The sequence below is a fragment of the Xanthomonas sp. 3307 genome (genome assembly GCF_014199735.1).
Taxonomy (GTDB): Bacteria; Pseudomonadota; Gammaproteobacteria; order Xanthomonadales; family Xanthomonadaceae; genus Xanthomonas_A; species Xanthomonas_A rydalmerensis.
Window position 1 is genome coordinate 66,919 of record NZ_JACHOG010000002.1, and the last position, 22,531, is coordinate 89,449.

General features: G+C 70.1%; 22 protein-coding genes and 1 pseudogene. 12 read left to right on the top strand and 11 right to left on the bottom strand.

Translation table 11 applies throughout. The features are described 5' to 3' along the window. Window positions 1-96: 96 nt before the first annotated feature. From comJ to ubiH, 3 genes are all read right to left on the bottom strand, one after another. Entirely contained in the window at window positions 97-579 is a 483-nt protein-coding gene (gene comJ, locus GGR64_RS05205) for a competence protein ComJ (RefSeq protein WP_160970591.1), read from the bottom strand. Between the two features lie 219 nt (window positions 580-798). Beyond that, window positions 799-1,977, bottom strand: a complete 1,179-nt coding sequence (locus GGR64_RS05210; protein ID WP_184644403.1) for a UbiH/UbiF family hydroxylase — start codon at window positions 1,975-1,977, stop codon at window positions 799-801. Further along, window positions 1,974-3,188, bottom strand: coding sequence for a 2-octaprenyl-6-methoxyphenyl hydroxylase (gene ubiH, locus GGR64_RS05215; protein ID WP_184644405.1), 1,215 nt, complete (start codon window positions 3,186-3,188; stop codon window positions 1,974-1,976). The genes GGR64_RS05210 and ubiH overlap by 4 nt, the downstream gene beginning before the upstream one ends. A gap of 144 nt (window positions 3,189-3,332) precedes the next feature. Between ubiH and GGR64_RS05220 the strand changes: the two genes are divergently transcribed. The 9 genes and pseudogenes from GGR64_RS05220 to GGR64_RS05260 form a co-directional block, all read left to right on the top strand. Continuing rightward, window positions 3,333-3,917: a hypothetical protein gene (locus GGR64_RS05220; RefSeq protein ID WP_184644407.1), complete on the top strand. Its 585-nt coding sequence runs from the start codon at window positions 3,333-3,335 to the stop codon at window positions 3,915-3,917. Between the two features lie 5 nt (window positions 3,918-3,922). Continuing rightward, window positions 3,923-4,477, top strand: a complete 555-nt coding sequence (locus GGR64_RS05225; RefSeq protein WP_160970583.1) for a cob(I)yrinic acid a,c-diamide adenosyltransferase — start codon at window positions 3,923-3,925, stop codon at window positions 4,475-4,477. Window positions 4,478-4,501: 24 nt separating this feature from the next. Further along, window positions 4,502-5,407, top strand: a complete 906-nt coding sequence (locus GGR64_RS05230; RefSeq protein WP_184644409.1) for a histone deacetylase family protein — start codon at window positions 4,502-4,504, stop codon at window positions 5,405-5,407. A gap of 195 nt (window positions 5,408-5,602) precedes the next feature. Continuing rightward, entirely contained in the window at window positions 5,603-7,954 is a 2,352-nt protein-coding gene (gene lptD, locus GGR64_RS05235) for an LPS-assembly protein LptD (RefSeq protein ID WP_184644411.1), read from the top strand. After that, entirely contained in the window at window positions 7,951-9,312 is a 1,362-nt protein-coding gene (locus tag GGR64_RS05240) for a peptidylprolyl isomerase (protein ID WP_184448325.1), read from the top strand. The genes lptD and GGR64_RS05240 overlap by 4 nt, the downstream gene beginning before the upstream one ends. Before the next feature lie 3 nt (window positions 9,313-9,315). Further along, the gene (gene pdxA / locus GGR64_RS05245) at window positions 9,316-10,293 is read left to right on the top strand and encodes a 4-hydroxythreonine-4-phosphate dehydrogenase PdxA (protein ID WP_184644413.1); all 978 of its coding nucleotides are present in this window, start codon (window positions 9,316-9,318) and stop codon (window positions 10,291-10,293) included. Window positions 10,294-10,419: 126 nt separating this feature from the next. Beyond that, a complete protein-coding gene (gene rsmA / locus GGR64_RS05250; RefSeq protein WP_184448327.1) occupies window positions 10,420-11,214 on the top strand; it encodes a 16S rRNA (adenine(1518)-N(6)/adenine(1519)-N(6))-dimethyltransferase RsmA in 795 nt (264 codons plus the stop codon). Between the two features lie 323 nt (window positions 11,215-11,537). Beyond that, window positions 11,538-11,921, top strand: coding sequence for a Co2+/Mg2+ efflux protein ApaG (gene apaG / locus GGR64_RS05255; protein WP_043093104.1), 384 nt, complete (start codon window positions 11,538-11,540; stop codon window positions 11,919-11,921). Next, a pseudogene (locus GGR64_RS05260) lies at window positions 11,921-12,781 on the top strand (symmetrical bis(5'-nucleosyl)-tetraphosphatase); the annotation flags it as partial. The gene apaG and the pseudogene GGR64_RS05260, both read left to right, overlap by 1 nt. 179 nt (window positions 12,782-12,960) lie before the next feature. Here the strand turns inward: GGR64_RS05260 and GGR64_RS05265 are convergent. The 8 genes from GGR64_RS05265 to GGR64_RS05300 all read right to left on the bottom strand — a co-directional run bounded on the left by GGR64_RS05265 (window position 12,961) and on the right by GGR64_RS05300 (window position 19,258). Beyond that, window positions 12,961-13,467: a dihydrofolate reductase gene (locus GGR64_RS05265; protein WP_184645174.1), complete on the bottom strand. Its 507-nt coding sequence runs from the start codon at window positions 13,465-13,467 to the stop codon at window positions 12,961-12,963. 80 nt (window positions 13,468-13,547) lie between these two features. After that, window positions 13,548-14,342, bottom strand: a complete 795-nt coding sequence (locus tag GGR64_RS05270) for a thymidylate synthase (protein ID WP_184644417.1) — start codon at window positions 14,340-14,342, stop codon at window positions 13,548-13,550. Continuing rightward, the gene (gene lgt, locus GGR64_RS05275) at window positions 14,339-15,247 is read right to left on the bottom strand and encodes a prolipoprotein diacylglyceryl transferase (RefSeq protein WP_184448329.1); all 909 of its coding nucleotides are present in this window, start codon (window positions 15,245-15,247) and stop codon (window positions 14,339-14,341) included. The genes GGR64_RS05270 and lgt overlap by 4 nt, the downstream gene beginning before the upstream one ends. Window positions 15,248-15,854: 607 nt before the next feature. Beyond that, entirely contained in the window at window positions 15,855-16,346 is a 492-nt protein-coding gene (locus GGR64_RS05280; RefSeq protein ID WP_184644418.1) for a TPM domain-containing protein, read from the bottom strand. After that, window positions 16,346-17,248: a TPM domain-containing protein gene (locus GGR64_RS05285; protein ID WP_221236111.1), complete on the bottom strand. Its 903-nt coding sequence runs from the start codon at window positions 17,246-17,248 to the stop codon at window positions 16,346-16,348. Before GGR64_RS05285 ends, GGR64_RS05280 begins: the two co-directional genes overlap by 1 nt. Window positions 17,249-17,368: 120 nt before the next feature. Then, window positions 17,369-18,013 (bottom strand): LemA family protein, encoded by a 645-nt coding sequence (locus tag GGR64_RS05290; RefSeq protein ID WP_184644420.1) that lies wholly within the window; start codon window positions 18,011-18,013, stop codon window positions 17,369-17,371. A 75-nt stretch (window positions 18,014-18,088) separates the two neighbouring features. Further along, window positions 18,089-18,838 carry a TerC family protein gene (locus GGR64_RS05295; RefSeq protein ID WP_010342213.1) on the bottom strand — a complete coding sequence of 250 codons (750 nt, stop codon included), beginning with the start codon at window positions 18,836-18,838 and terminating at the stop codon, window positions 18,089-18,091. Window positions 18,839-18,877: 39 nt separating this feature from the next. Beyond that, complete coding sequence (locus GGR64_RS05300; protein ID WP_010342212.1) at window positions 18,878-19,258, bottom strand: diacylglycerol kinase; 381 nt, start codon at window positions 19,256-19,258, stop codon at window positions 18,878-18,880. A gap of 188 nt (window positions 19,259-19,446) precedes the next feature. On the opposite strand from GGR64_RS05300, the gene GGR64_RS05305 reads away from it, so the two are divergent. From GGR64_RS05305 to GGR64_RS05315, 3 genes are all read left to right on the top strand, one after another. Next, window positions 19,447-20,163 (top strand): SGNH/GDSL hydrolase family protein, encoded by a 717-nt coding sequence (locus GGR64_RS05305; protein WP_160966714.1) that lies wholly within the window; start codon window positions 19,447-19,449, stop codon window positions 20,161-20,163. A 109-nt stretch (window positions 20,164-20,272) separates the two neighbouring features. Continuing rightward, window positions 20,273-20,956, top strand: a complete 684-nt coding sequence (locus GGR64_RS05310; protein ID WP_160966712.1) for a response regulator transcription factor — start codon at window positions 20,273-20,275, stop codon at window positions 20,954-20,956. Then, window positions 20,934-22,343, top strand: coding sequence for a HAMP domain-containing sensor histidine kinase (locus GGR64_RS05315; protein ID WP_184448331.1), 1,410 nt, complete (start codon window positions 20,934-20,936; stop codon window positions 22,341-22,343). Before GGR64_RS05310 ends, GGR64_RS05315 begins: the two co-directional genes overlap by 23 nt. Window positions 22,344-22,531 lie beyond the last annotated feature (188 nt).

Consider the following 22,531-nt stretch of genomic DNA (forward strand, 5'->3'; position numbering starts at 1 on the left):
CAGACATCCGTCACGCGATGGTCGAAGGGTCGCGCAAACCATTCACTGCAGCTGCCGCCGCCATCGCCACTGCGTCGATCGCCGCGCTGACGACCGCTACAGCGTCCCTTCCTGCAGCGGCGCATCCTGCGCCCCACCCCACGGGTCGTCCAGCAGATAGGACGCCGACACCGGCTGCGTCGCCGGCACCAGGGTGAATCGGTAATACACTTCGTCAACGCCTTCGCAGACCTCGTAGTACAGCGCGTAGTCGCCGGGCTGCAGCGCCAGTGTCACATCGAAGGCCTCGGCGGCAGACGCCACCTGCACCCGCACGTCCGGATTCACCCGGAACGGCACCTGCATGCGCCGCTGCGCGCGTGGGTCGGGCGCGAACGCCGTGGCCAGCACCAGGTGCACCTGCGCGCCGAACGCGTCCTCGGGCAGCGGGTCGAACACCACGTAGTCGCGGTGCAGGATCGCTCCCTGCTCCAGGTTGCGCGGCCCCCAGCGGCAGGCGGCCTCGTCGAAGTCGCGGGCGCGCAATTGCACCTGGCTGTGGGAAATCAGCAGATCCACTGTCTGTGTCGCGTCTTGCATCGTCATCCTCCATGGCAGGGACGCGGCCTGCGTGCTGCGCTTCGCGCCCTACCCTCACCCCAACCCCTCTCCCGAGGGGAGAGGGCTCAAGCAACCAGCCGAAGCTGGCTCTTCCTTCTCCCTCCGGGAGAAGGTGCCCCGAAGGGGCGGATGAGGGTACGGGCGCCGCTCGGCGCGTGGTCGGATCCCGCGGCCGCCGCATCCGGCCGGAGCGTGCGCTTACACGCCGGAAGCGCGCTTCCAGAAACCGTGCATCAACAACGGCAGCTTGCCGGCCAGGCCCAGCAACGGGCCGCGCAGCAGGGTCAGGTGCAGATCGTCGTTGGAGAACAGGCGATTGATCGCATCGAAACCGTAGGCGGCGACAGTGTTGTCGCTGCGGCGACCACGCGCCCAGCGCGCCAGCCGCTGCGGCGCCGCCCAGTCGACCCGCTGCGCCTGCGCCTGCCGCACCAACGCCGCCAGCGCGGCGACGTCGCGCAGGCCCAGATTGACGCCCTGCCCGGCCAGCGGATGCACCACGTGCGCGGCATCGCCCAGCACCAGCAGGCGGCCGCGCTGGTAGGCCTCCACCAATTGCCGGCGCAACGGGAAGCCCAGCCGCGGCGACAGCGCGCGCACCGCGCCCAGGCGGGCGCCGAAGGCCTGGGTCAGTTCGGCGCCGAACGCCGCGTCGTCCAGTGCCAGCACCCTCGCCGCCTCGGCCTCGGGCAGGGTCCACACGATCGAACTGCGGCCATCGGCGAACGGCAGGAACGCCAGCGGCCCGCCCGGCAGGAAACGCTGCCAGGCGGTGTCCTGTTGCGGCTGTTCGGTCTGCACGAAGGCGACCACGCCGCGCTGGCCGTAGTCGTGCGCCGGCGCATCCAGACCGGCCAGCCCGCGTAGCGTGGAATCGGCGCCGTCGGCGGCGACCGCCAAGCGCGCGTCCAGGCGGCTGCCGTCGTCCAGGCGCAGTCGCGCGCGCTCGGCCGAAGGCTCCAGCGCCTCCACGCGCGCCGGGCAATGCACCTGCACGCCGGCCGCCGGCAGCGCCGCCCACAGCTGTTCGACCAATAGAGTGTGTTCGACGATCCAGCCGAGCTGGTCGCGGCCCAGGGTGTCGGCGTCGAAGGCCAGCTCGCCACCGCCGCCGGCATCCCACACGCGCATGCGCCGGTACGCGCTGGCGCGCTGCGCCAACACCTGCGGCCACACGCCCAGGCCCTGCAAGAGGGCCGCGTTGTCGGGGGCGAAAGCGTACACGCGTAGGTCCGGCGTGTCCGCCGACCAGCGTGGCGGCTCGCGGCCCTCGACCAGGGCCACCGCCAGGCCTTCCGCAGCCAGGGCCAGCGCGCAGGCCGCGCCGACCACGCCGCCGCCGACCACCACCACATCCAGCACGCCGCGCCGGCTCATGCGCGCGCCTCCCGGCACAGTTGCGGCACGTCGCCGCGGAAGCCCATCGCGCCGCCGACCAGGAACGACTGCAGCGGCGCGGCCTGCGCCGCCGCCAACAGGCCCAGGCTGCGCAGCGGGCGCAGCAGCGGTGTGGGATTGGCGGTCAAGCGCGCCAACCCGCCGGAGAACGTCACCGTGCGCTGGCGATCCTGCTCGCGGCGCTGCGCGTACTGCTGCAGCAGCGCCGGCGCGCCCGGATCGGTGCCGTCGCGCTCGATCAGCTCGGCCAGGGTCAGCGCATCGCGCAGACCCAGGTTGAAGCCCTGCGCGCCCAGCGGGTGCAAGGTTTGCGCGGCATTGCCCAGCAGCACCGCGCGCGCGTCGGTCAGCCGCTCGGCCAGCACCTGCACGATCGGGTAGGCGCTGCGCTCGCCGCTGCCCAGCAGGCGACCGACGCGCCAGCCCAGCGCGTCCTGCAGCCGCTGCAGCCAGGCGCCCTCGTCCAGCGCGGCCACCGCCGCGGCGTCCTCGGCGGCGACTGCGTGGATCGCGCCGTAATGGCGATCGCCGCGCGGCAGTAGCGCGGTCGGGCCGTCGTCGCGGAAGCGCTCGTAGGCGGTGCCGTCGGGCTGGCGGCTGCCGCGTACCCGCGCCACGACCAGGGTCTGCTGGAAATCGTGTCGCGTTGCGCCGATGCCCAAGGCCTCGCGCACCGCGCTGGCGCTGCCGTCCGCACCGACCAGCAGACGCGTGTGCAGGACCTCCTCGTTGCCGTCGCGCACGATGCGCAGGCGGCGCGCACCGTCTTCGGCGTCGGCCTCCAGGGCCACGAACTGCGCCGGGCGGTAGCGGGTCAGCCGCACCGTCGCCGCCAGGCTGGCCTCCAGCGCCTCGCCGAAGTCGCGCGCCACCACCACCTGGCCGAAGGCCTCGCGCCCGTAGTCGGCGGCTTCCAGCCGCACCCGGCCGAAATCGCCGGCGCGGCTGACGTGGATGCGGCGGATCGGCCCGGTCGGCGCGCGCAGCCGCTGCATCACTCCGAGCGCGCTCAGCGCGTTGACCGTGGCGGCGGCGAAGCTGAGGTTGCGCTGGTCGAACACCGGCGGCAACGCGCCCGGCGGGGCGGCCTCGACCAGGCCCACGTCGATCCCCAGCCGGTCCAGGGCGATGGCCAGGCTGGCGCCGACCAGGCCGCCGCCGACGATCACTACGTCATGTCGTTTGCTCATCTGGCCATGATACGACCCGCACCCGTCTGCCCGGTGAGCGCCAACGCCCGGCTTGCGCCGCACAGGCCGCCCCGGCGCGCGGCACTCGCGCGCGCCACGCTTCCAGTAGAATCCCGGGTCTTACGTGCACCGGTGCCCGCCGCCATGACGCCTTCCGCCCACCGCCTCCCCGCCCTGCTGCTGTTGACCGCACTGCTGGCCGCGACCCGTATCAACCACTTCGGGGCGATCCCGGACGCGTCGTGGGCGGTGTTCTTCGTCGGCGGCTTCTACCTGCGCAGCTGGACCCGCTGGGCCTTCCCGCTGCTGATGGCGCTGGCGGTGCTGGTCGACTACCTGGTCATCCGCGGCCAGGGCCTGGATTTCTGGCAGCACTACTGCGTGTCGCCGGCCTACTGGTGCCTGATCCCGGCCTACTTCGTGCTGTGGGCCGGCGGCGCGTGGCTGGCGCGGCGCTATCGCGGCGCCGACTGGCGCGCGCTGGGCCTGACCGCCGCCAGCCTGCTGGTCGCGGTGGCGCTGTGCCACCTGCTGGCGCAGGGCAGCTTCTACTGGGTCAGCCGCAGCGTGCCGAACCCGACCCTGGCCGGCTGGTGGCAGAACTACAGCGACTGGCTGTTGCCATACCTGGGCAGCGCCAGCCTGTACGTAGCGCTGGCCGCGGCGATCCAGGTCGGCGTCGAGCAGCTGGCGCGGCTGGGCCAGCGCGGCCAGCCGGTCGGTCACTGACCGGGATGGGCAACCGCCTCTCCAAGATCTACACCCGTACCGGCGACGACGGCAGCACCGGCCTGGGCGACGGCAACCGGGTCGGCAAGGACTCGGCGCGGGTCGCCGCCTACGGCACCGTGGACGAGGCCAACTCGGCGATCGGCGTGGTCCTGGCCTGCGCGCTGGCCGAGGACGTGCGGCAGCTGCTGACCGCGATCCAGCACCAGCTGTTCGACCTCGGCGGCGAGCTGTGCATCCCCGGCCACGCCGCGATCCATGCCGCCGACATCGACGCGCTGGAACGGCACCTGGACCGCTACAACGACGCCCTGCCGCCGCTGCAGGACTTCATCCTGCCCGCCGGCGGCGAGGCCGCGGCGCGCTGCCACCTGGCCCGCACCATCGTGCGCCGCGCCGAGCGCGAGACGGTGGCGCTGTCGCGCCAGGACGCGGTGCGCCCGGAAGCGGTGCGCTACCTCAACCGCCTCTCCGACCTGCTGTTCGTGCTGGCGCGGGTGCTGGCGCGGGCCGACGGCCACGGCGAAGTGCTGTGGCGCCACGACCGGCGCCAGGCCTGAGCGAGGCCCGGGCCGCGGCCGCGCATGCTGATCTACACCCATCCTGCCTGCCTGGGTCACGCGCCGGGACCCGAGCACCCGGAACGGCCGGAGCGCCTGGACGCGGTGACGACCGCACTGCGCGAGGCGTTTCCCGCGCTGGAATGGCGCGAAGCGCCGCTGGCCAAGCTCGGCGACCTGGCCCGGGTGCATGAGCGCGACCTGATCGATCGCGTCCTGGCCGACCTCGACGGCCCGCAGATGCTCGACGTGGACACGGTGATCTCGCCCGGTTCGCGCGCCGCCGCACTGCGCGCCGCCGGTGCCGGCGTCGCCGCGGTGGACGCGGTGATGCACGGCGCCAGCGACACCGCGTTCTGCGCGGTGCGCCCGCCCGGCCACCACGCCACCGCCGACACCGCGATGGGCTTCTGCCTGTTCAACAACGTGGCCGTGGCCGCCGCCCACGCCCGCGACGCGCACGGCCTGGAGCGGATCGCCATCGTCGATTTCGACGTGCATCACGGCAACGGCACCCAGGCGATCTTCGAGCGCGAGCCGAAGGTGCAGTACCTCAGCACCCACCAGTCCGGGCTGTTCCCGCACACCGGCGGGGTCCACGACCGCGGCGTCGGCAACCTGCACAACGCACTGCTGCCGCCGGGCAGCGGCGGCTTCCGCTTCCGCAACACCTGGGCCGACCAGATGCTGCCGCTGCTGGACGCGTTCAAGCCGCAGCTGCTGCTGATCTCGGCCGGCTTCGACGCGCACATGCGCGACCCGCTGGCCGACCTGATGCTGGAAACCGAGGACTTCGGCTGGATCACTGCCGAACTGCGCGCGGTGGCGCAGCGGCACGCGGGTGGCCGGGTGGTGTCCCTGCTGGAAGGCGGCTACGACCTGCAGGCCCTGCGCGAGGGCAGCGTTGCCCACGTCGACGCGCTGCGCTGAGGGCGTGTCATCCAGCCCCGGCGACGCCGCGACGCGGCTGAGCGCCGCCGGCCAGGCCCGACGCGGCGTGCTCGGGAATCGAGGGCCCGCCCTGGGCACCGATGAACCCCGGCCCCCGGCCCCGGGACGCCTTCATTGCCCCTATGCACCGGATGGGGCAAGCTAGCGACCGTTTTAGCCCGATACCTGACGCGCGTGCGCCGAACCCTCCGCCTGCTCCCTCTTCCGTTCAGTATCGCCCTCTGCCTGCCGGCCGTGGCGGCTGAAAAGCCGCCGAACTGGGGCCTGTGCCCGACCCCGGACGTCCTGCCCAAGTTCGACGACGCGCAGAAGCCGGACCCCAAGCTCGCGCAGAACCGCGACCAGCAGCCGACCAATATCGAAGGCGACCAGCTGTCGGGCACCACCACCATCCCGAACTACACCGGTAACGTCGCGCTCAAGCGCGGCGACCAGTTCATGGGCACCGACAGCCTGCGGGTGGACACCGAGACCGGCAACTACATCGCCGAGGGCCACGTGCGCTACCAGGATTCGTCGATCCGCATGATCGCCGACCGCGCCGAGGGCAATCAGGACACCGATACCCACAAGATCACCAACATCCGTTACCAGTTGCTGGCCCGCCGCGGCAACGGCAAGGCCGACTCGGTCGACCTGCAGGGCGCGCTGGGACAGATGCACCGCTCCACCTACACCACCTGCGACCCCTCGCAGCGGGTGTGGGAGCTGCACGCGCCTGAGATCGACGTCGACAACGACGAAGGCTTCGGCACCGCGCGCAACGCGATCCTGAAGATCTACAACGTCCCGATCCTGTACGCGCCCTGGTTCAAGTTCCCGATCGACGATCGCCGCACCAGCGGCTTCCTGTTCCCGGCGATCGGCCTGTCCAGCCGCAACGGCTTCGATTACACCCAGCCGTACTACCTGAACCTGGCGCCCAACTACGACGCCACGCTGTATCCGCGCTTCATGGCCCGGCGTGGCCTGATGCTGGGCAGCGAATTCCGCTATCTGTACGACGGCGGCAAGGGCGAACTGCAGGCCGCCTACCTGTCCGACGACAAGCTGCGCGACAAGGATCGCGGCCGCTTCAGCTACCAGGGCTACCACAACATCAACGGGCAGTGGCAGGCGCGTGCCTCGGTGGCCTGGGTCAGCGACGAGCGCTATACCGAGGACTTCTCCAACCGCCTGCTCGGCAATGCGGTGTCCAACATCCAGAGCACGATCGGCGTCTACGGCACCGGCGAGACCTGGACTGCGGGCGTGATGGCCGACCGCTGGCAGCTGACCGACTACACCCTGACCGAGGACGCGCTGCCGTACAACCGCCAGCCGCGCGCCTTCTTCAACTGGGACCAGACGTTCGGCAACTACTTCGAAGCCGGCCTCTACAGCGAAGCCGTGCGTTTCGTGCACGACGACATCCACCAGAAAACCACCGACGGCACCTACGAACGGACCGGCGTGGTCACGCCGCGCCCCGGTGGCAACCGCCTGGACCTCAAGCCCTACATCTCGATGCCGCTGGCCGGCGCCGCCTGGTTCCTCAAGCCGACCCTGGCCTGGCGCTACACCGCCTATCAGTTGGACAAGGACCTGGCGGCCACGCTCGGCGGCGACACCACGCCTTCGCGCAGCCTGCCGATCGCCACGGTCGATGCGGGCCTGTACTTCGATCGCGATACCAAGTGGGGCAACACCAACTATCTGCAGACCCTGGAACCGCGGCTGTTCTATCTGTACACGCCGTACCGCGACCAGAGCGACCTGCCGATCTTCGACACCCGCGAGTTCACCTTCAGCTGGGGCCAGCTGTTCCGCGATTCGCGCTACACCGGCGCCGACCGCCAGAACGACGCCAACCAGCTGACCATGGCGCTGAGCTCGCGCCTGCTGCGCCAGGACGACGGCAAGGAGAAGCTGTCGGTCAGCCTCGGCCAGATCCTGTATTTCAGCGATTCGCGGGTCAGCCTGCCGGACAGCGACACCACCATCGAGCAGGGCAAGTCGGCCTGGGTGGCAGATGCCAACTACATGATCAACGACCGCTGGAACCTGGGCGCCACCTATCAGTGGGATCCCAAGTACCGGCGCAAGGACCTGGCCAGTTTCCGTGCGCGCTATCTGATGCCCGGCGACGGCATCGTCAACATCGGCTACCGCTACCGCCGCGACCTGCTGGAGCAGGCCGACGTGTCGTTCCTGTACCCGATCAACCCGACCTGGAGCGTAGTGGGCCGGCATTACTACTCGCTGATGGACAAGAAGCCGCTGGAAAGCATCCTCGGCGTGCAGTGGGACAGCTGCTGCCTGGCGGTGCGGGCGCTGGCGCGGCGCTACGTGCGCAATCGTACCGGCGCGCTGGATACCGCATTCCAGATCGAGTTCGTGCTCAAGGGCCTGTCGTCCCTGGGCCAGGACACGGACCGCGTTCTGCGCCGTGCTATCCTCGGCTACAACCGCGACGACCTGTACTTGGTCCCGCCCAGCAACACCACGACCGATCCGGACGCTTACGATCCGAACCAGATTCCATGACCAAGACCCTTTCTGCTTTCCTCGCCGCTCTGCTGGCGATCGCCGGTGTGTCCGCTCCGGCCGCCGCGCAACAAACCCAACCGCTGGACCGCATTGCCGCGGTGGTCGACGAGGATGTCGTGCTGCAGAGCGAGCTGGATCGTGCCGTACGCAACGTCAAGGCGCAGTATGTCGGCCGCGAGGCGCAGCTGCCGCCGGATAACGTGCTGCAGCGGCAGGTGCTCGAGCGCCTGGTGCTGGTCAAGCTGCAGGTCGCGCGTGCCAACAGCACCGGCATCCGTGTCGGCGACGACGAGCTGAACCGCGCCATCGCCAGCATCGCCCAGCAGAACGGCACCGACGTGGACGGCCTGCGCAAGAAGCTGGCTGCCGACGGCATGTCGTACACCGACTTCCGCAACTCGGTGCGCGACGAAATCACCGTGCAGCGCCTGCGCCAGAGCTTCGCGCAGAGCCGCATCAACGTGAGCGAGAGCGAAGTGGACGCGGCGCTGGCGCAGCAGGCCACCACCGGCACCCAGTACCATCTGGCGCACATCCTGGTCGGCCTGCCGGAAGGCGCCACCGCCGAGCAGATCAAGACCGCCCAGGGCAAGATCGACGGGGTCAAGACCCTGATCGACAAGGGCGAGATCGACTTCAACGCCGCGGCGGTGCGCTACTCCGACAGCCCCAACGCGCTGGAAGGCGGCGACCTGGGCTGGCGCAGCCTGGACGAGATTCCCAACGCGTTCGCGCAGATGATCCGCGACATGAAGCCGGGCCAGGTCGCCGGCCCGCTGCGCGGCCCCAGCGGCTTCCAGCTGCTGAAGCTGGTCGAAGTGCGCGATGCCTCGGCCAATCCGGAAAAGAAGACGGTCACCGAGTACCACGCCCGTCACATCCTGATCCGGGTCAACGACGCGCAGCCCGACGCGGCCGCCAAGGCCAAGATCGAGACCCTGCGTGCCCGCATCGCCGGCGGCGCCGACTTCCAGGCCGTGGCCAAGGAAGCGTCGGAAGACACCAATAGCCGCAGCCAGGGCGGCGATCTGGGCTGGTTCCCGGTCGACGCGTTCGGCCCGGACTTCGGCCACCAGGTCGCGAGCCTGCAGGACGGCCAGGTGTCGCAGCCGTTCCGCACCGAGGCCGGCTGGCACATCGTGCAGCGCGTCGGCGAGCGTCAGACCGACGTGACCAGCGACACCCAGCGTGCCCAGGTCCGCGAGACCATCGGCCGCCGCAAGCTGGAAGAGGAATACAACCGCTTCCTGCAGGAAATGCGCGGCGAAGCCTACGTCGACCTGCGCGTGGGCAACACCGACGCGGCCACCGCGCCGGCGACCACGCCCGCGCCGGCGCCCGCCGCCAAGCCCTGACCCATGCGTCCCTCGCTCGCGCTGGTGCCGGGCGAGCCGGGCGGGATCGGCCCGGAGCTGTGCGTGCGGCTGGCGCAACAGCCGCGCCACGATTGCCAGCTCCTGGCCTTCGCCGATCCCGAGACCTTGCGCGCCGCCGCCGCGGCGCTGTCGCTGCCGCTGCAGCTACTGCCCGAATCCAGCCCCGCCCTCGCCCCTGGCGACCTGCGCCTGCGCACGGTCGCCAATGCCGTGCCCAGCCGCTTCGGCGCGACCGAGCCGGCCAACGCCGGCGCAGTGATCGCCGCACTGACCCAGGCCGCCGACGCCTGCCTGAGCGGCGAGCTGGACGGCATGGTGACCGGCCCGGTGCACAAGGCCGCGATCAATGCCGGCGGCATCGCCTACACCGGCACCACCGAACTGCTGGCCCAACACGCCGGCCGCGAGGTGGTGATGATGCTGGCCAACGCCATCGTGCGGGTGGCCCTGGTCACCACCCACCTGCCGCTGCGCGCGGTCGCCGATGCGCTCACCCCGACCCTGCTGGAACGCAGCCTGCGCATCACCGAGGCCGCGCTGCGTCATGAGTTCGGCATCGCCGCGCCGACCATCGCCGTGCTGGGGCTGAACCCGCATGCCGGCGAGGACGGCCACCTGGGCGTTGAAGAGATCCAGGTGATGCAGCCGGTGCTGGACGCCTTGCGCGCGGAAGGCATGCGCCTGCTCGGCCCGTTGCCGGCCGATACCGCCTTTCTGCCGCAGAAGTTGGCGAGCGTGGACGCGGTGCTGGCGATGTACCACGACCAGGGGCTGCCGGTTCTCAAGTACAGCGGCTTCGAGCAGGCGGTGAACCTGACCCTCGGCCTGCCCTATCCGCGCGTGGCGGTCGACCACGGCACCGCGCTGGAGCTCGCCGGCCGCGGCGTGGCCGATCCATCCAGCCTGTTCGCCGCCACCGCGCTGTGCGCGCAACTGGCTGCGCGCCGCACGCAGGCTTAGCTCCCGGTCCAAGCGGCGCTCGGCGCGTTGTCGCAACCAGGCTCACGGTCATGCCGGTCGCAGCTGAAACCACTCCTATGTCGCTGCAGCGCGCGCCGCCCCACGCATGCCGATAAAATGCCCGCCATGACTTCCTCTTCCGGCTTCGGCGCCCCGGCCAAGAAATCCCTCGGCCAACACTTCCTCAGCGACCGCCACTACATCGACAGCATCGTGCGCGCGGTCGACCCCAAGCCGGGCGACCGGCTGGTCGAGATCGGCCCCGGCCAGGGCGCGATCACCTTCCCGCTGCTGCGCCGGCACGGCCAGCTGACCGTAATCGAGTTCGACCGCGACCTGATCGCGCCGCTGACCGCGGCGGCGGCCGGCGTCGGCGAACTGACCATTCTCAACCGCGACGTGCTGTCGGTGGATTTCACCGCCCTGGCCGAGGGCGCGCGCATCCGCCTGGTCGGCAACCTGCCCTACAACATTTCCTCGCCGATCCTGTTCCATGCGCTGGACCACGCCGCGGCGGTCGCCGACATGCACTTCATGCTGCAGAAGGAAGTGGTCGACCGCATGGCCGCCGACCCCGGCAGCAAGGTCTACGGCCGGCTCAGCGTGATGTTGCAGGCGTACTGCGAGGTGACCTCGCTATTCGTGGTGCCACCGGGCGCGTTCCGGCCGCCGCCGAAGGTGGATTCGGCGGTGGTGCGGCTGGTGCCGCGACCGCCGCAGACGGTGGGCATCGCCGATCCGAAACGCTTCGCCGACGTGGTCCGCGCCGCGTTCGGCCAGCGCCGCAAGACCCTGCGCAACGCCTTGAACGGCGTCTGCGATGCCGCGCAGTTCGAGGCCGCGGGCGTGCGCCCGGACGCGCGCGCCGAGCAGCTCGAGGTCGCCGACTTCGTGCGTCTGGCCAACCTGCCCCTGGCCTGACGCTCCTGCGCCGCCCCGCGCGTGCTCGCGGGGCGCACCCACGAGCGTGATGCGATGGCACACATGCCGGCACCGGCCCGGCCAACGCAGGCCTGGACGTGGCGACGACACAAGTCCGCCTGTACCACTTGGTGGCAAGACGCACGACGCAGACCCTGCACGTCACGATCCGCGTTCCCGCAGGCCGCCCGCCCGCGGCACGACGCCGGCCATCGCGGCGCGCCCGGGCCGCGAACAAGGCCGCCACGGCGCGCCACCCGCCTCGCAGCGCGAACCGCTCACGCATCTGCCTCAAACGGCAAAACACGCTCTAAACTGTGGGGATGAACGATGACGCCCCCTATCGGATCGAGGTCGAAGTGTCGCCCCGATTCCTCGACGACCAATCGGCGCCGGAGGACGGACGCTACACGTTCGCCTACACGATCCGCATCCACAACCGCGGCCGCGTCGCCGCGCGACTGATCGCCCGGCATTGGGAGATCACCGACGGCAACGGCCGCATCGAACGCGTGGACGGCGACGGCGTGGTCGGCGAACAGCCGCGGCTGCGCCCGGGCGAGGATTTCCGCTACACCTCTGGGCTGGTGCTGGAAACCGAGCACGGCACGATGCGCGGCCACTACGACATGGAGGCCGACGACGGCACCCAATTCATCGCCGCGATCGCGCCATTCGTGCTGTCCGTGCCGCGGACCCTGCACTGATGGCGGTCTGGGCCATCGGCGACCTGCAGGGTTGCTACGACATCACCCAGCAGTTGCTGGAGAAGATCCGTTTCGATCCGGCGGTGGACCGGCTGTGGTTCTGCGGCGACCTGGTCAACCGCGGCGGGCAGTCGCTGGAGACCCTGCGTTTGGTGCACTCGCTGCGCGAACACAGCATGGTGGTGCTGGGCAACCACGACCTGTCGCTGCTGGCGATCGGCGAGCGCAGCCCGGACGAACAGCGCAAGGTCAATCCGGACCTGCAGCGCATCGTGCTGGCCGAGGACCGCGACGAACTGCTGACCTGGCTGCGCATGCAAAAGTTGCTGCACGCCGACCGCCAACTCGGCTGGATGATGATCCACGCCGGCCTGGCGCCGAAGTGGACCACCGCGCTGGCCGAGAAGCATGCGCGCGAGGTCGAGCAGCAACTGCACGGCAACGGCTACCGCAAGCTGTTCCGCAACATGTACGGCGATCGCCCGGCCTGGTCGCCGGGCCTGACCGGCTACGACCGCTCGCGCGCGATCATCAACCTGTTCACCCGCGCCCGTTACTGCACCCCGCGCGGACGCATCGCGATCGAGGAAAAGGGCACCCCCGGCACCCAGGCGCAGGGCCTGTACCCGTGGTTCGAAGTGCCGGGACGGGTCGAGCGCGACCTGAAGATCGTCTGCGGGCACTGGTCGACGCTGGGCCTGACCATCACCCAGGGCGTGCACGCGATCGACACCGGCGCGGTCTGGGGCGGCAAGCTCACCGCGTTGCGCCTGGACAGCGAGGACCTGCAGGTGGTGCAGGTCCCCGGCCGGCCGGTGCAGGGGCCGCCGCCAGCGGCGCGCAGCGGCACGCCGCGACGGCGCAGCGCGCCGCACCGTGGACAACAGGCGCCCGCTGCCTCTGCGCCCGAGCAGGAGTGAGGTCTCAGGCGATATGTGTAATGTCGTAGGAGCGGCTTTAGCCGCGATGGGCTTTCCCGGTAACGCCCGTCGCGGCTGAAGCCGCTCCTACGACAGCACCGGCATCCGCCAGCGAATCCCTACGCCGCGCCAGGCCGGCGCCGGTAATCCACGAAGTCGAAGGCCAGCGCATGCCGCACATCGGCCGGATGCGCCTGCCGCGCCACCACCTCCCACTGCGCCGGATCGAACGTTGGGAAATGCGCATCAGCGCCATCGACGACAGTGTCGACATGGGTCAGGTACAGCACCTCGGCCAACGGCAGGGCCAGGGCGAAGATGTCGCCGCCACCGATCACCGCCAGCTCCGTGGCGCCGGCCTCGCGCGCGGCGTCGATCGCCGCCTGCAGCGACGCCACCGCCTGCATGTCCGCGAACGGCACCTGCCCCGAACGCGTCATCACCAGGTTCAGGCGCCCCGGCAGCGCGCGCCCCAGCGATTGCGCGGTCTTACGCCCCATCAGCACCGGCTTGCCCAGGGTCAGCGCCTTGAACCGCTTCAGATCGTCCGGCAAGCGCCACGGCAGATCGTTGTCGCGGCCGATCGCATTGGCGCGATCCAGCGCCGCAATCAGGCTGAGCCGCAGGCCACCCGTTGCCGCCCGGGAATCCGCCGTTGCCTCTGCTTCACGCGAATCCCCAATCCCCACTCCCGACTCCCCGCCGCTCACACCGCCACCGGCGCCTTGATCGCCGGATGCGGGTCGTAGCCCTCGATGGCGATGTCGTCGTAGGTGAAGGCGAACAGATCGGTGACCGCCGGGTTCAGCCGCAACCGCGGCAGCGGCCGCGGCGTGCGCGCCAGTTGCTCGCGCGCCTGCGCGAAGTGATTGGAGTACAGGTGCGCATCGCCGAGCGTGTGCACGAAATCGCCCACGCCCAGGCCGGTGGCCTGCGCCACCATGTGGGTCAGCAGCGCGTAGCTGGCGATGTTGAACGGCACGCCGAGGAAAATGTCGCCGCTGCGCTGATACAGCTGGCAGCTGAGCTTGCCGTCGACCACGTAGAACTGGAACAGGCTGTGGCACGGCATCAGCGCCATCTGCGGCAACTCGGCCACGTTCCAGGCGCTGATCACCAGCCGCCGCGAATCCGGGTTGCGCTTGATCTCGTCCACCAGCCACTGCATCTGGTCGATCTCGCGGCCATCGGCGCCGGTCCAGCGCCGCCACTGCTTGCCGTACACCGGGCCGAGTTCGCCCTGCGCATCGGCCCACTCGTCCCAGATGCTGACCTTGTTGTCCTTGAGATAGGCGATGTTGGTTTCGCCCTTCAGGAACCACAGCAGCTCGTGCACGATCGAGCGCAGGTGCAGCTTCTTGGTGGTGACCAGGGGAAAGCCGTCGTTGAGGTCGAAGCGCATCTGCCAGCCGAACACGCTGCGCGTGCCGGTGCCGGTGCGGTCGGCTTTCTCCGCGCCTCGCTCCAGCACGTGCTGCAGCAATTCCAGGTACGGCTTCACTTGGTCACCTCCGGCGGCGGCACCGGCTGCAGTACCGGCGCGCTGCGCGAGCGCCACAGCAGGAACAGGCCGAGCAGGACCAGCGGAATGCTCAACTGCTGGCCGCGGGTCAGCCAATGGAATGCCAGGTAGCCGAGCTGCGCATCCGGCACGCGCACGAACTCCACCGCGAAGCGGAACACGCCATACAGCAGCGCGAACAGGCCGGACACCGCATAGCGCGCGCGCGGCTTCATCGAGAACGTCCACAACACCACGAACATCACCAGCCCTTCCAGCGCCGCTTCGTACAACTGCGACGGATGGCGGGCGTAGCGGTCCAGCAGGCCCGCGGCGTATTGCTGCTGCAATTGCGCGGCGCTCTTCAGGCTCTCCAGCGCCGGCGCGTTGGCCACCCCGTCCTGTATCGGCGCGTGCGGGAAGATCACGCCCCAGCCGGCGTGGGTCAACTTGCCCCACAACTCGCCGCCGACGAAATTGCCGATCCGGCCGAAGCCCAGGCCCAGGGGCACCAGCGGCGCGACGAAATCGACGGTGTCGAAGAAATGCAGGCGCGCCTTGCGCGTCCACCACAGGCAGGCCGCCAGCACGCCCAACAAGCCGCCGTGGAAGCTCATGCCACCGTCCCACACCTTGAAGATCAACAGCGGGTCGGCCAGGAAATCGGACAGCGCGTAGAACAGCATGTAACCGATGCGCCCACCCAGCACCACGCCGAGCATCGCGTAGAAAAGAAGGTCGGAGAAACCATCCTCGTTCACCCCGGGCAGGCGACCGGCGCGGATGCGACGACGGCCCAGCCACCAGGCCGAGAGGAAGCCGGCCAGATACATCAGCCCGTACCAATGCACCTTCACCGGCCCGAACGAGAAGGCGATGGGATCGATCTGGTGGAGATAGGTCATGCGCAAGCGTCGGCCGGGGGGCAAAGAGTGCCTATTCTGCCACCGACTCCGCTGCTTGCCGCGATTTGCGGACGGCACAGCGGGGTAGCGCTTCATCTGCTGGCAGGCGCACGCGTCTGCCACCGACTCCGCTGCTTGCCGCGATTTGCGGATGGTACAGCGGGGTGACGCTTCATCTGCTGGCAGGCGCACGCGTCTGCCACCGACTCCGCTGCTTGCCGCGATTTGCGGACGGCACAACGGGGTGGCGCTTCATCTGCTGGCAGGCGCACGCGTCTGCCACTGACTCCGCTGCTTGCCGCGATTTGCGGATGGCACAGCGGGGTAGCGCTCATCTGCTGGCAGGCGCACGAACCCGCCACCGACCGACCTCAAGACACATGCGCAGCCCAGACGCCACGTGCCCCCTCCTTCCTTGCGCGAGCGGCACTCCCGCGTCGGGACTGAAGTCCCTCCCACAACATCACCGGATCGCGCAGATGCAGGAACGGCCCGTGCACCACTGTGGGAGCGGCTTCAGCCGCGACGAGCGCAGCCATCAGGCTCCAACCCGGCACCGACGCTGCATCTCATCTGCTGGCCGGGCAAGCCCACTGCCGCAGCACACTCAGTCCAGCACCCGCGGCAGATTCGGCAATTCGTTCTCGCGCTGCTGACCCGGCTGCGCCGGGAAGTGCGCGGCCAGCAGCGCGGACACCGCACCGACGCCGGCGAGCACCGCCTGTTCGGGCTGGCCCGCGCGCATGTCGCGCTCGATCAGCGCGCAGACCTGGCGCCACTGCGCCGCGTCCACCCGCCCGCGCAGACCGCGGTCGGCGACGATCTCGATGTGGTGATCGGCCAGCAGCAGGTAGATCAGCACCCCGTTGTTGGCGTCGGTATCCCAGGTGCGCAACTGCGCGAAGGCCTGTTCGGCGCGCAGCCGTGGGGTCATGCCGCGCAGCACCTGCGCCGGCGCCAGGCCCGACTCCACCGCGAACATCACCTGCCCGCGATGCAAGCGCTCGCCCTCGGCGATCGCCGCGCCGATGCGTTCCAGGCTGGCCGCCGGGAACAGACGCTGGGCGGACGGCGCGAACAGGTGCCGGAGCAGGCGCATCACCAGCTCCCCGAGGCGCCACCGCCTCCGGAACTGCCACCGCCACCACCCCAGCCGCCTCCGCCGCCGCCCCAACTTCCACCGCCACCGCCGCCGCCACCGCCGCCCCAGCCACCGCCGAAGCCGCCGCCTCCCCAACCTCCGCCGCCCCAGCCGCCCCAACCGCCGCCGCCAGCCGAGCGGCCCGGCGCGATCCCGACAAACAGGCCCAGCAGCAGGCCGATCCCGCCGGTCAGCGCACCGATGAACAGCGACAGGCTCAGCAACAAGCCGACGCCACCGCCGACCACGCCGCTCAGCACGCCACGCACGGGACGCGACAACCGCGCGAACAGCACCTGCGCGACCAGCGCCGCGAACAGGCCGGCGAAGAAACCGAATCCCAGGCCGCCCCCGCGCGAGGCCGAGGCATGCGCACTGACCGGCGCCGGCAACGCTTCGCCGTCGATCAGCTTGACCAGCATCGCGGTGGCCTCGGCGATGCCACCGCTGTAGTCGCCGGCGCGGAAGCGCGGCACCAGGTACTCCTGGATGATGCGGTTGGCGGTGGCGTCGGGAATCGCGCCTTCCAGGCCGTAGCCGGGCTGGATGCGCACGCGCCGGTCGTTCTTGGCCACCACCAGCAGGACGCCGTCGTCCACGCCCTTGCGGCCGAGCTTCCACTGGTCGAACACGCGCTGGGTGTATTGCTCGATGGTCTCGGGCGCGGTGCTCGGCACCACCAGCACCTGCAATTGGCTGCCCTTGCGCTGCTGCAACTGCACCGCCTGCCGGTCCAGCTCCAGGCGCTGGTTCGCCGTCAGCGTGCCGGTGGTGTCGACCACCGGCGCGTCCAGCGGCGGGATCGGCGCCTCGGCCTGCGCCCAGGCCAGCCAGGGCAGCAGCGCCAACAGCAGCACCAGCCAGACGCCGGCGTGCCGGCGAGATACACGGCGAGCCGCACTGCGTGACGCCGCCGATGCGGTAGCGCACTCAGCCGTCACGGATGTGGAACGCACGCTCGGGCCCGCCCGCGGCGGCGCTTAGTGCGCCGGCGCCGGTTGCTGCTGCGGCTGCGGTTGCTGCTGCGGCGCGGACGCCGGTTGGCCGCCGAAGTTCACCGCCGGCGCCTCGGAGATCTGCGCCTCGTTCTCCACCGAGAAGTTGGGCTTTTCCTTGTAGCCGAACAGCTTGGCGGTGAGCACCTGCGGGAAGGACAGGATGTAGGTGTTGTAGTCCTGCACCGCCTGGATGTAGCGGCCGCGCGCCACGGTGATGCGGTTCTCGGTGCCTTCCAGCTGCGCCTGCAGGTCGCGGAAGGCCTGGTCGGATTTCAGGTTCGGATAGTTCTCGCTGACCACCAGCAGCCGCGACAGCGCGCTGGACAGCTGGCCCTGCGCCTGCTGGAACTGCTGCAGCGAGGCGGCGTCGTCGGCGTTGACCTGCACCTGGCCGACCCGGGCGCGGGCATTGGTCACGTCGGTCAGCACCTGCCGCTCCTGGTCGGCATAGCCCTTGACCGTGTTGACCAGGTTCGGCACCAGATCGGCGCGGCGCTTGTACTGGTTCAGCACTTCCGACCAGCCGGCCTTGACCGCCTGATCCTTCTGCTGGATCGCGTTGTAGCCGCAGCCGGACAGCAACACCGCCAGCGCGGCCAGGAACAGGGAGCGGGACAACAGGCGCATGCGAGGACTCCGGCAGATGACTGCGCGCAGCTTGCCACGCGCCCGGTGAAAACGCAGCCTGCGCCGCTCAGCCGCTCACCACTTGCCGGCGCCGGGCACCTGGTGCGCGGCGGCACGCCGGCGCATCAGCAGGTTCAGCCACTCCACCAGCACCGAGAACCCCATCGCCGCGTAGATGTAGGGCTTGGGCACGTGCACGTCCAGCCCGTCTAGGATCAGCACCACGCCGATCATCAGGATGAAGGCCAGCGCCAGCATCTTCACCGTCGGGTTGGCGTCGATGAAGCGGCCCAGCGGGTTGGCCGCCAGCAGCATCACCGCCACTGCCAGCAGCACCGCGGCGATCATCACCGGGATGTGCTGGGCCATGCCCACCGCGGTGATCACCGAATCCAGCGAGAACACGATGTCGATCACCGCGATCTGCGCGATCACCATCCAGAACACGCCCGAGGCCTTGCTGGTGGTGGGGTCTTCGTCCTCGCCGCCGGTGATCAGTTCGCGGATCTCCATGGTGCCCTTCACCAGCAGGAACAGACCGCCGACGATCAGCACCAGGTCGCGGATCGAGATGCCCATGCCGGCCACGCTGAACAGCTCGCCCTGCATGCGCGCCAGGAACGCCAGCGACACCAGCAGCGCGATGCGGGTCAGGCAGGCCACGGCGATGCCGAACTTGCGCGCGGCCGGGCGCTGCGCTTCCGGCAGCTTGCCCACCGCGATGGAAATGAACACCAGGTTGTCGATGCCCAGCACGATCTCCAACGCACTCAGCGTCAACAGCGTCAACCAGGTGTTGGGGTCGGCGAGAAACTCGAGGGCCATGGCGTCGGATCCTTTAACAGAAGAAGAAACGGGCGGCGATCACAGCAGGCGCGGCAGCAGGATCAGGCCCCAGCACAGCACCACGTTGGCCAGCATCACGAAGACCGCGGCCGAGCCCATGTCCTTGGCGCGGCCGGCCAGCTCGTGATGCTCGGGGCCGTAGCGCTCGATCACCGCTTCGATCGCCGAATTGAGCAGCTCCACCGCCAGCACCAGCAGCAGCGAGCCGATCATCAGCACCTGCTGCACCGGCCCCTGCCCCAACCACAGCGCCAGCGGCGCCAGGATCAGGAACAGGCATACCTCCAGGCGGAACGAGGACTCGTGCAGCCAGGCCGCGCGCAGTCCCTGCCACGACCAGCGCGCCGCCATCAGCATGCGGCGCGGCCCGCGCGGCAGATGCCCGAACTGGTCGGCCATGGCTCAGCCCCGTCCCAGGCAACGGGGACGCGACGACGACGGCCGGAAGGAATCGGTCATGGGCAAGGGCGCAGCGGGATAGGCCGCAATTTTGCCACAAGCCCCGGGGCGGCGCCGGCATCGCCGCGGATTTGCCTGCATGCGGCGCCTGCGGCACCATCGCCGCTCCCTTGCTTCGAGGAGGCGTCATGCCCCGTTCGCCGCTGCGCGCACCGCTGCTCGCCCTGAGTCTGTTCAGCCTGTCCCTGCTGGGCGTGTCGCCGGCACGCGCACTCACCCCAGCCGCGGCGCCCAGCGTGCCCGACCAGGTCTCCAATGCGGCCTGGGAAGAGGACATGGCGCGCTTCGCCAAGGACGATGCCGCGCATCCGGTCAAACCCGGCGGCGTGCTGTTCGTCGGCAGTTCCTCGATCCGCTTCTGGACCTCGCTGGCCACGGATTTTCCGGGCGTGCAGACCCTCAACCGCGGCTTCGGCGGCTCGGAGATCCGCGACAGCACCTGGTACGCCGACCGCATCGTGGTGCCGTACAAGCCGCGCCTGATCGTGTTCTACGCCGGCGACAACGACCTCAACAGCGGCCGCAGCCCGCAGCAGGTGCGCGACGACTTCGTGGCCTTCGTGACCCGCGTGCACCGCGACCTGCCCAAGACCCGCATCGTCTACCTGTCGATCAAGCCCAGCCCCTCGCGTGCGGCGCTGATGCCGAAGATGGCCGAGGCCAACGCGCTGATCCGCAAGGCCGCCGCCGGCCTGAAGCAGGTGCAGTTCGTCGACGTGTACACGCCGATGCTCGGTGCCGACGGGCAGCCGCGCGCCGAGCTGTTCGGCCCGGACAAGTTGCATATGAACGCGGCCGGCTACGCGCTGTGGCGCGACACGCTGCGGCCGTATCTGAGTCCCTGACACGACGATGAGCGGCGTGGCGCGCATGCACGAAGGCCGGGGCCCTGCCGGTGCGGCCAGCACGCGCCGGCGATCGCGTTCTGCCGCCTCCGGCAGGGAGTAAGCCAGGATGCCCAGGGCCCTGGTCATCGAAGACGACGAAGTGACCGCCCGCGACATCGTCGCGGAACTCGGCGCGCACGGCTTCAGCGCCGACTGGATCGCCGACGGACGCGACGGCCTGCAGCGCGCGCTGGCCGATGGTTACGACATCATCACTCTCGACCGCATGCTGCCCGGCATGGACGGCATCGACGTGGTGTCCGAACTGCGCAAGCGCTCGGTGCAGACGCCGGTGCTGATGATCAGCGCACTGTCCGAGGTGGACGAGCGCGTGCGCGGCCTGCGCGCGGGCGGCGACGACTACCTGACCAAGCCGTTCTCGCCCGATGAGCTGGTCGCGCGTGCCGAAGTGCTGGTGCGCCGCCATCGCAGCACGACCGCGACCGAAACCCGCCTGCACGTGGCGGACCTGGAACTCGACCTGGTCCGCCACAACGCCTTGCGCAACGGCCAGCCGCTGACCCTGCTGCCCACCGAGTTCCGCCTGCTCGAATTCCTGATGCGCAACGCCGGCCAGGTGGTGACGCGACAGATGATCTTCGAGCATGTCTGGGGCTTCCATTTCGATCCGGGCACCAACGTGATCGACGTCCACATCGGCCGCCTTCGCCGCAAGATCGACGGCAACGGCCAGCCGCCGCTCATCCGCACGATGCGCGGCTCGGGATATGTCCTTGCCCCCGCTGAGTGACGCCTGGCGGTCGGCCACCTCGCGGCTGATCCTGATCTACGGGTCGCTGTTCGCGATCTGGTGCATCGTGCTGCTGGGCATCGTGCAGTGGGAGTCCACCCGCTATCTTTCGCACGTGATCGACCAGATGCTGGTCGCGCGCATCCATTACCTGGAACACACCGACCCCGCGCGCCTGGCCGAGACGGTGGGCCAGGCCAACGCCATCGACATCCAGGGCTTCATGTGGGTTGGCCTGTTCGACGCGCAGGGACGCCGCATCGCCGGCAACATCGCCGAGGCGCCCAAGGGCATGGCCGCCGATGGCACCGTCGGCGTGGTCAGCGCCCGGCTGATCGACAGCGGGCGCAGCGGCCAGACCCGGGCGCGCGGCATCGCCCGGCACCTCCCGGACGGCCGCCGCCTGGTCGTGGTCAAGGCCAGCACCGTCATCGACGGACTGACCGCGATCATCTACCGCGGACTGCTGTGGGGACTGTCGTTGACCCTGCTGCCGGGCCTGCTCGGCGGCCTGCTCATCGCGCGCGGCCCGGCCCGGCGCATCCGCGCCATTCAGCAGGCCATGCAACCCATCCACGGTGGGGATCTCAGCGTGCGCCTGCCGGTGTCCCGGCGCGGCGACGAGGTGGACCTGCTGGCGGCCACGGTGAACCGGACGCTGGGCGAGGTCGAACGCCTGCTCGGCGAGGTGAAGGGCGTCACCGACAACATCGCCCACGACCTGCGCACCCCGCTGACGCGCATGCGCACGCGCCTGCACCGGCTGCAGCAGCAGTTCGCCGGCCGCCCGGAGGGCGAGCAGCTGGACGCATGCGTGAGCGAGATCGACACCGTGCTGACCCGCTTCCGCGCGCTGCTGCGCGTGTCGGAACTGGAAGACCGCCAGCGCAGCGCCTGCTTCTCGACCATCGACCTCGCCCCGCTGCTGCATGAGGTCCACGCGTTCTACGCGCCCGTGGCCGAGGACCGCGGCCAGGCTTTCGACCTTGTACTGGAGCCGCTGCCGGCCGTGCACGGCGATCGGCAGCTGCTGTTCGAGGCGCTGGCCAACCTGGTCAGCAATGCCATCAAGTTCACGCCCGACGGCGGGACGATCCGCCTGTCGGCAGGCGCCGACCAGGGCGGCAACGCGCGCATCGAGATCGCCGATAGCGGCCCCGGCATCGCCCCCGACGAGCGCCAGACGATCTTCCGCCGCTTCTACCGCGTCGACCAGACGCGTGCCAAGCCCGGCTGCGGACTGGGCTTGGCGATCGTCAGCGCCATCGTCCGCCTGCACGGCTATACGCTGCAGGTGGGCGGCGACGCGCGCGGGGCGGTGTTCTCGGTCCTCTGCCCGCCCGCCGCGGCCGCGCCGTCCGCGGGCCGTGCACCCTGCCCTGCCTGACACGGCCCGCACCCGGTGCGCGGTCGCGCGCATTCGCCCACATCTCGCCGCGCGTGGAGTGGCAGCGCCGGACAGGCGGCGTGCGGCTTACGGCCCGGTCAGTACACAAGTCGTTGAACCATCGAGCATTTGCGGCGCCGGGGCGGATGTCTAAATAAATCTTAATGAAGCCCGGGAACACCCCCCAG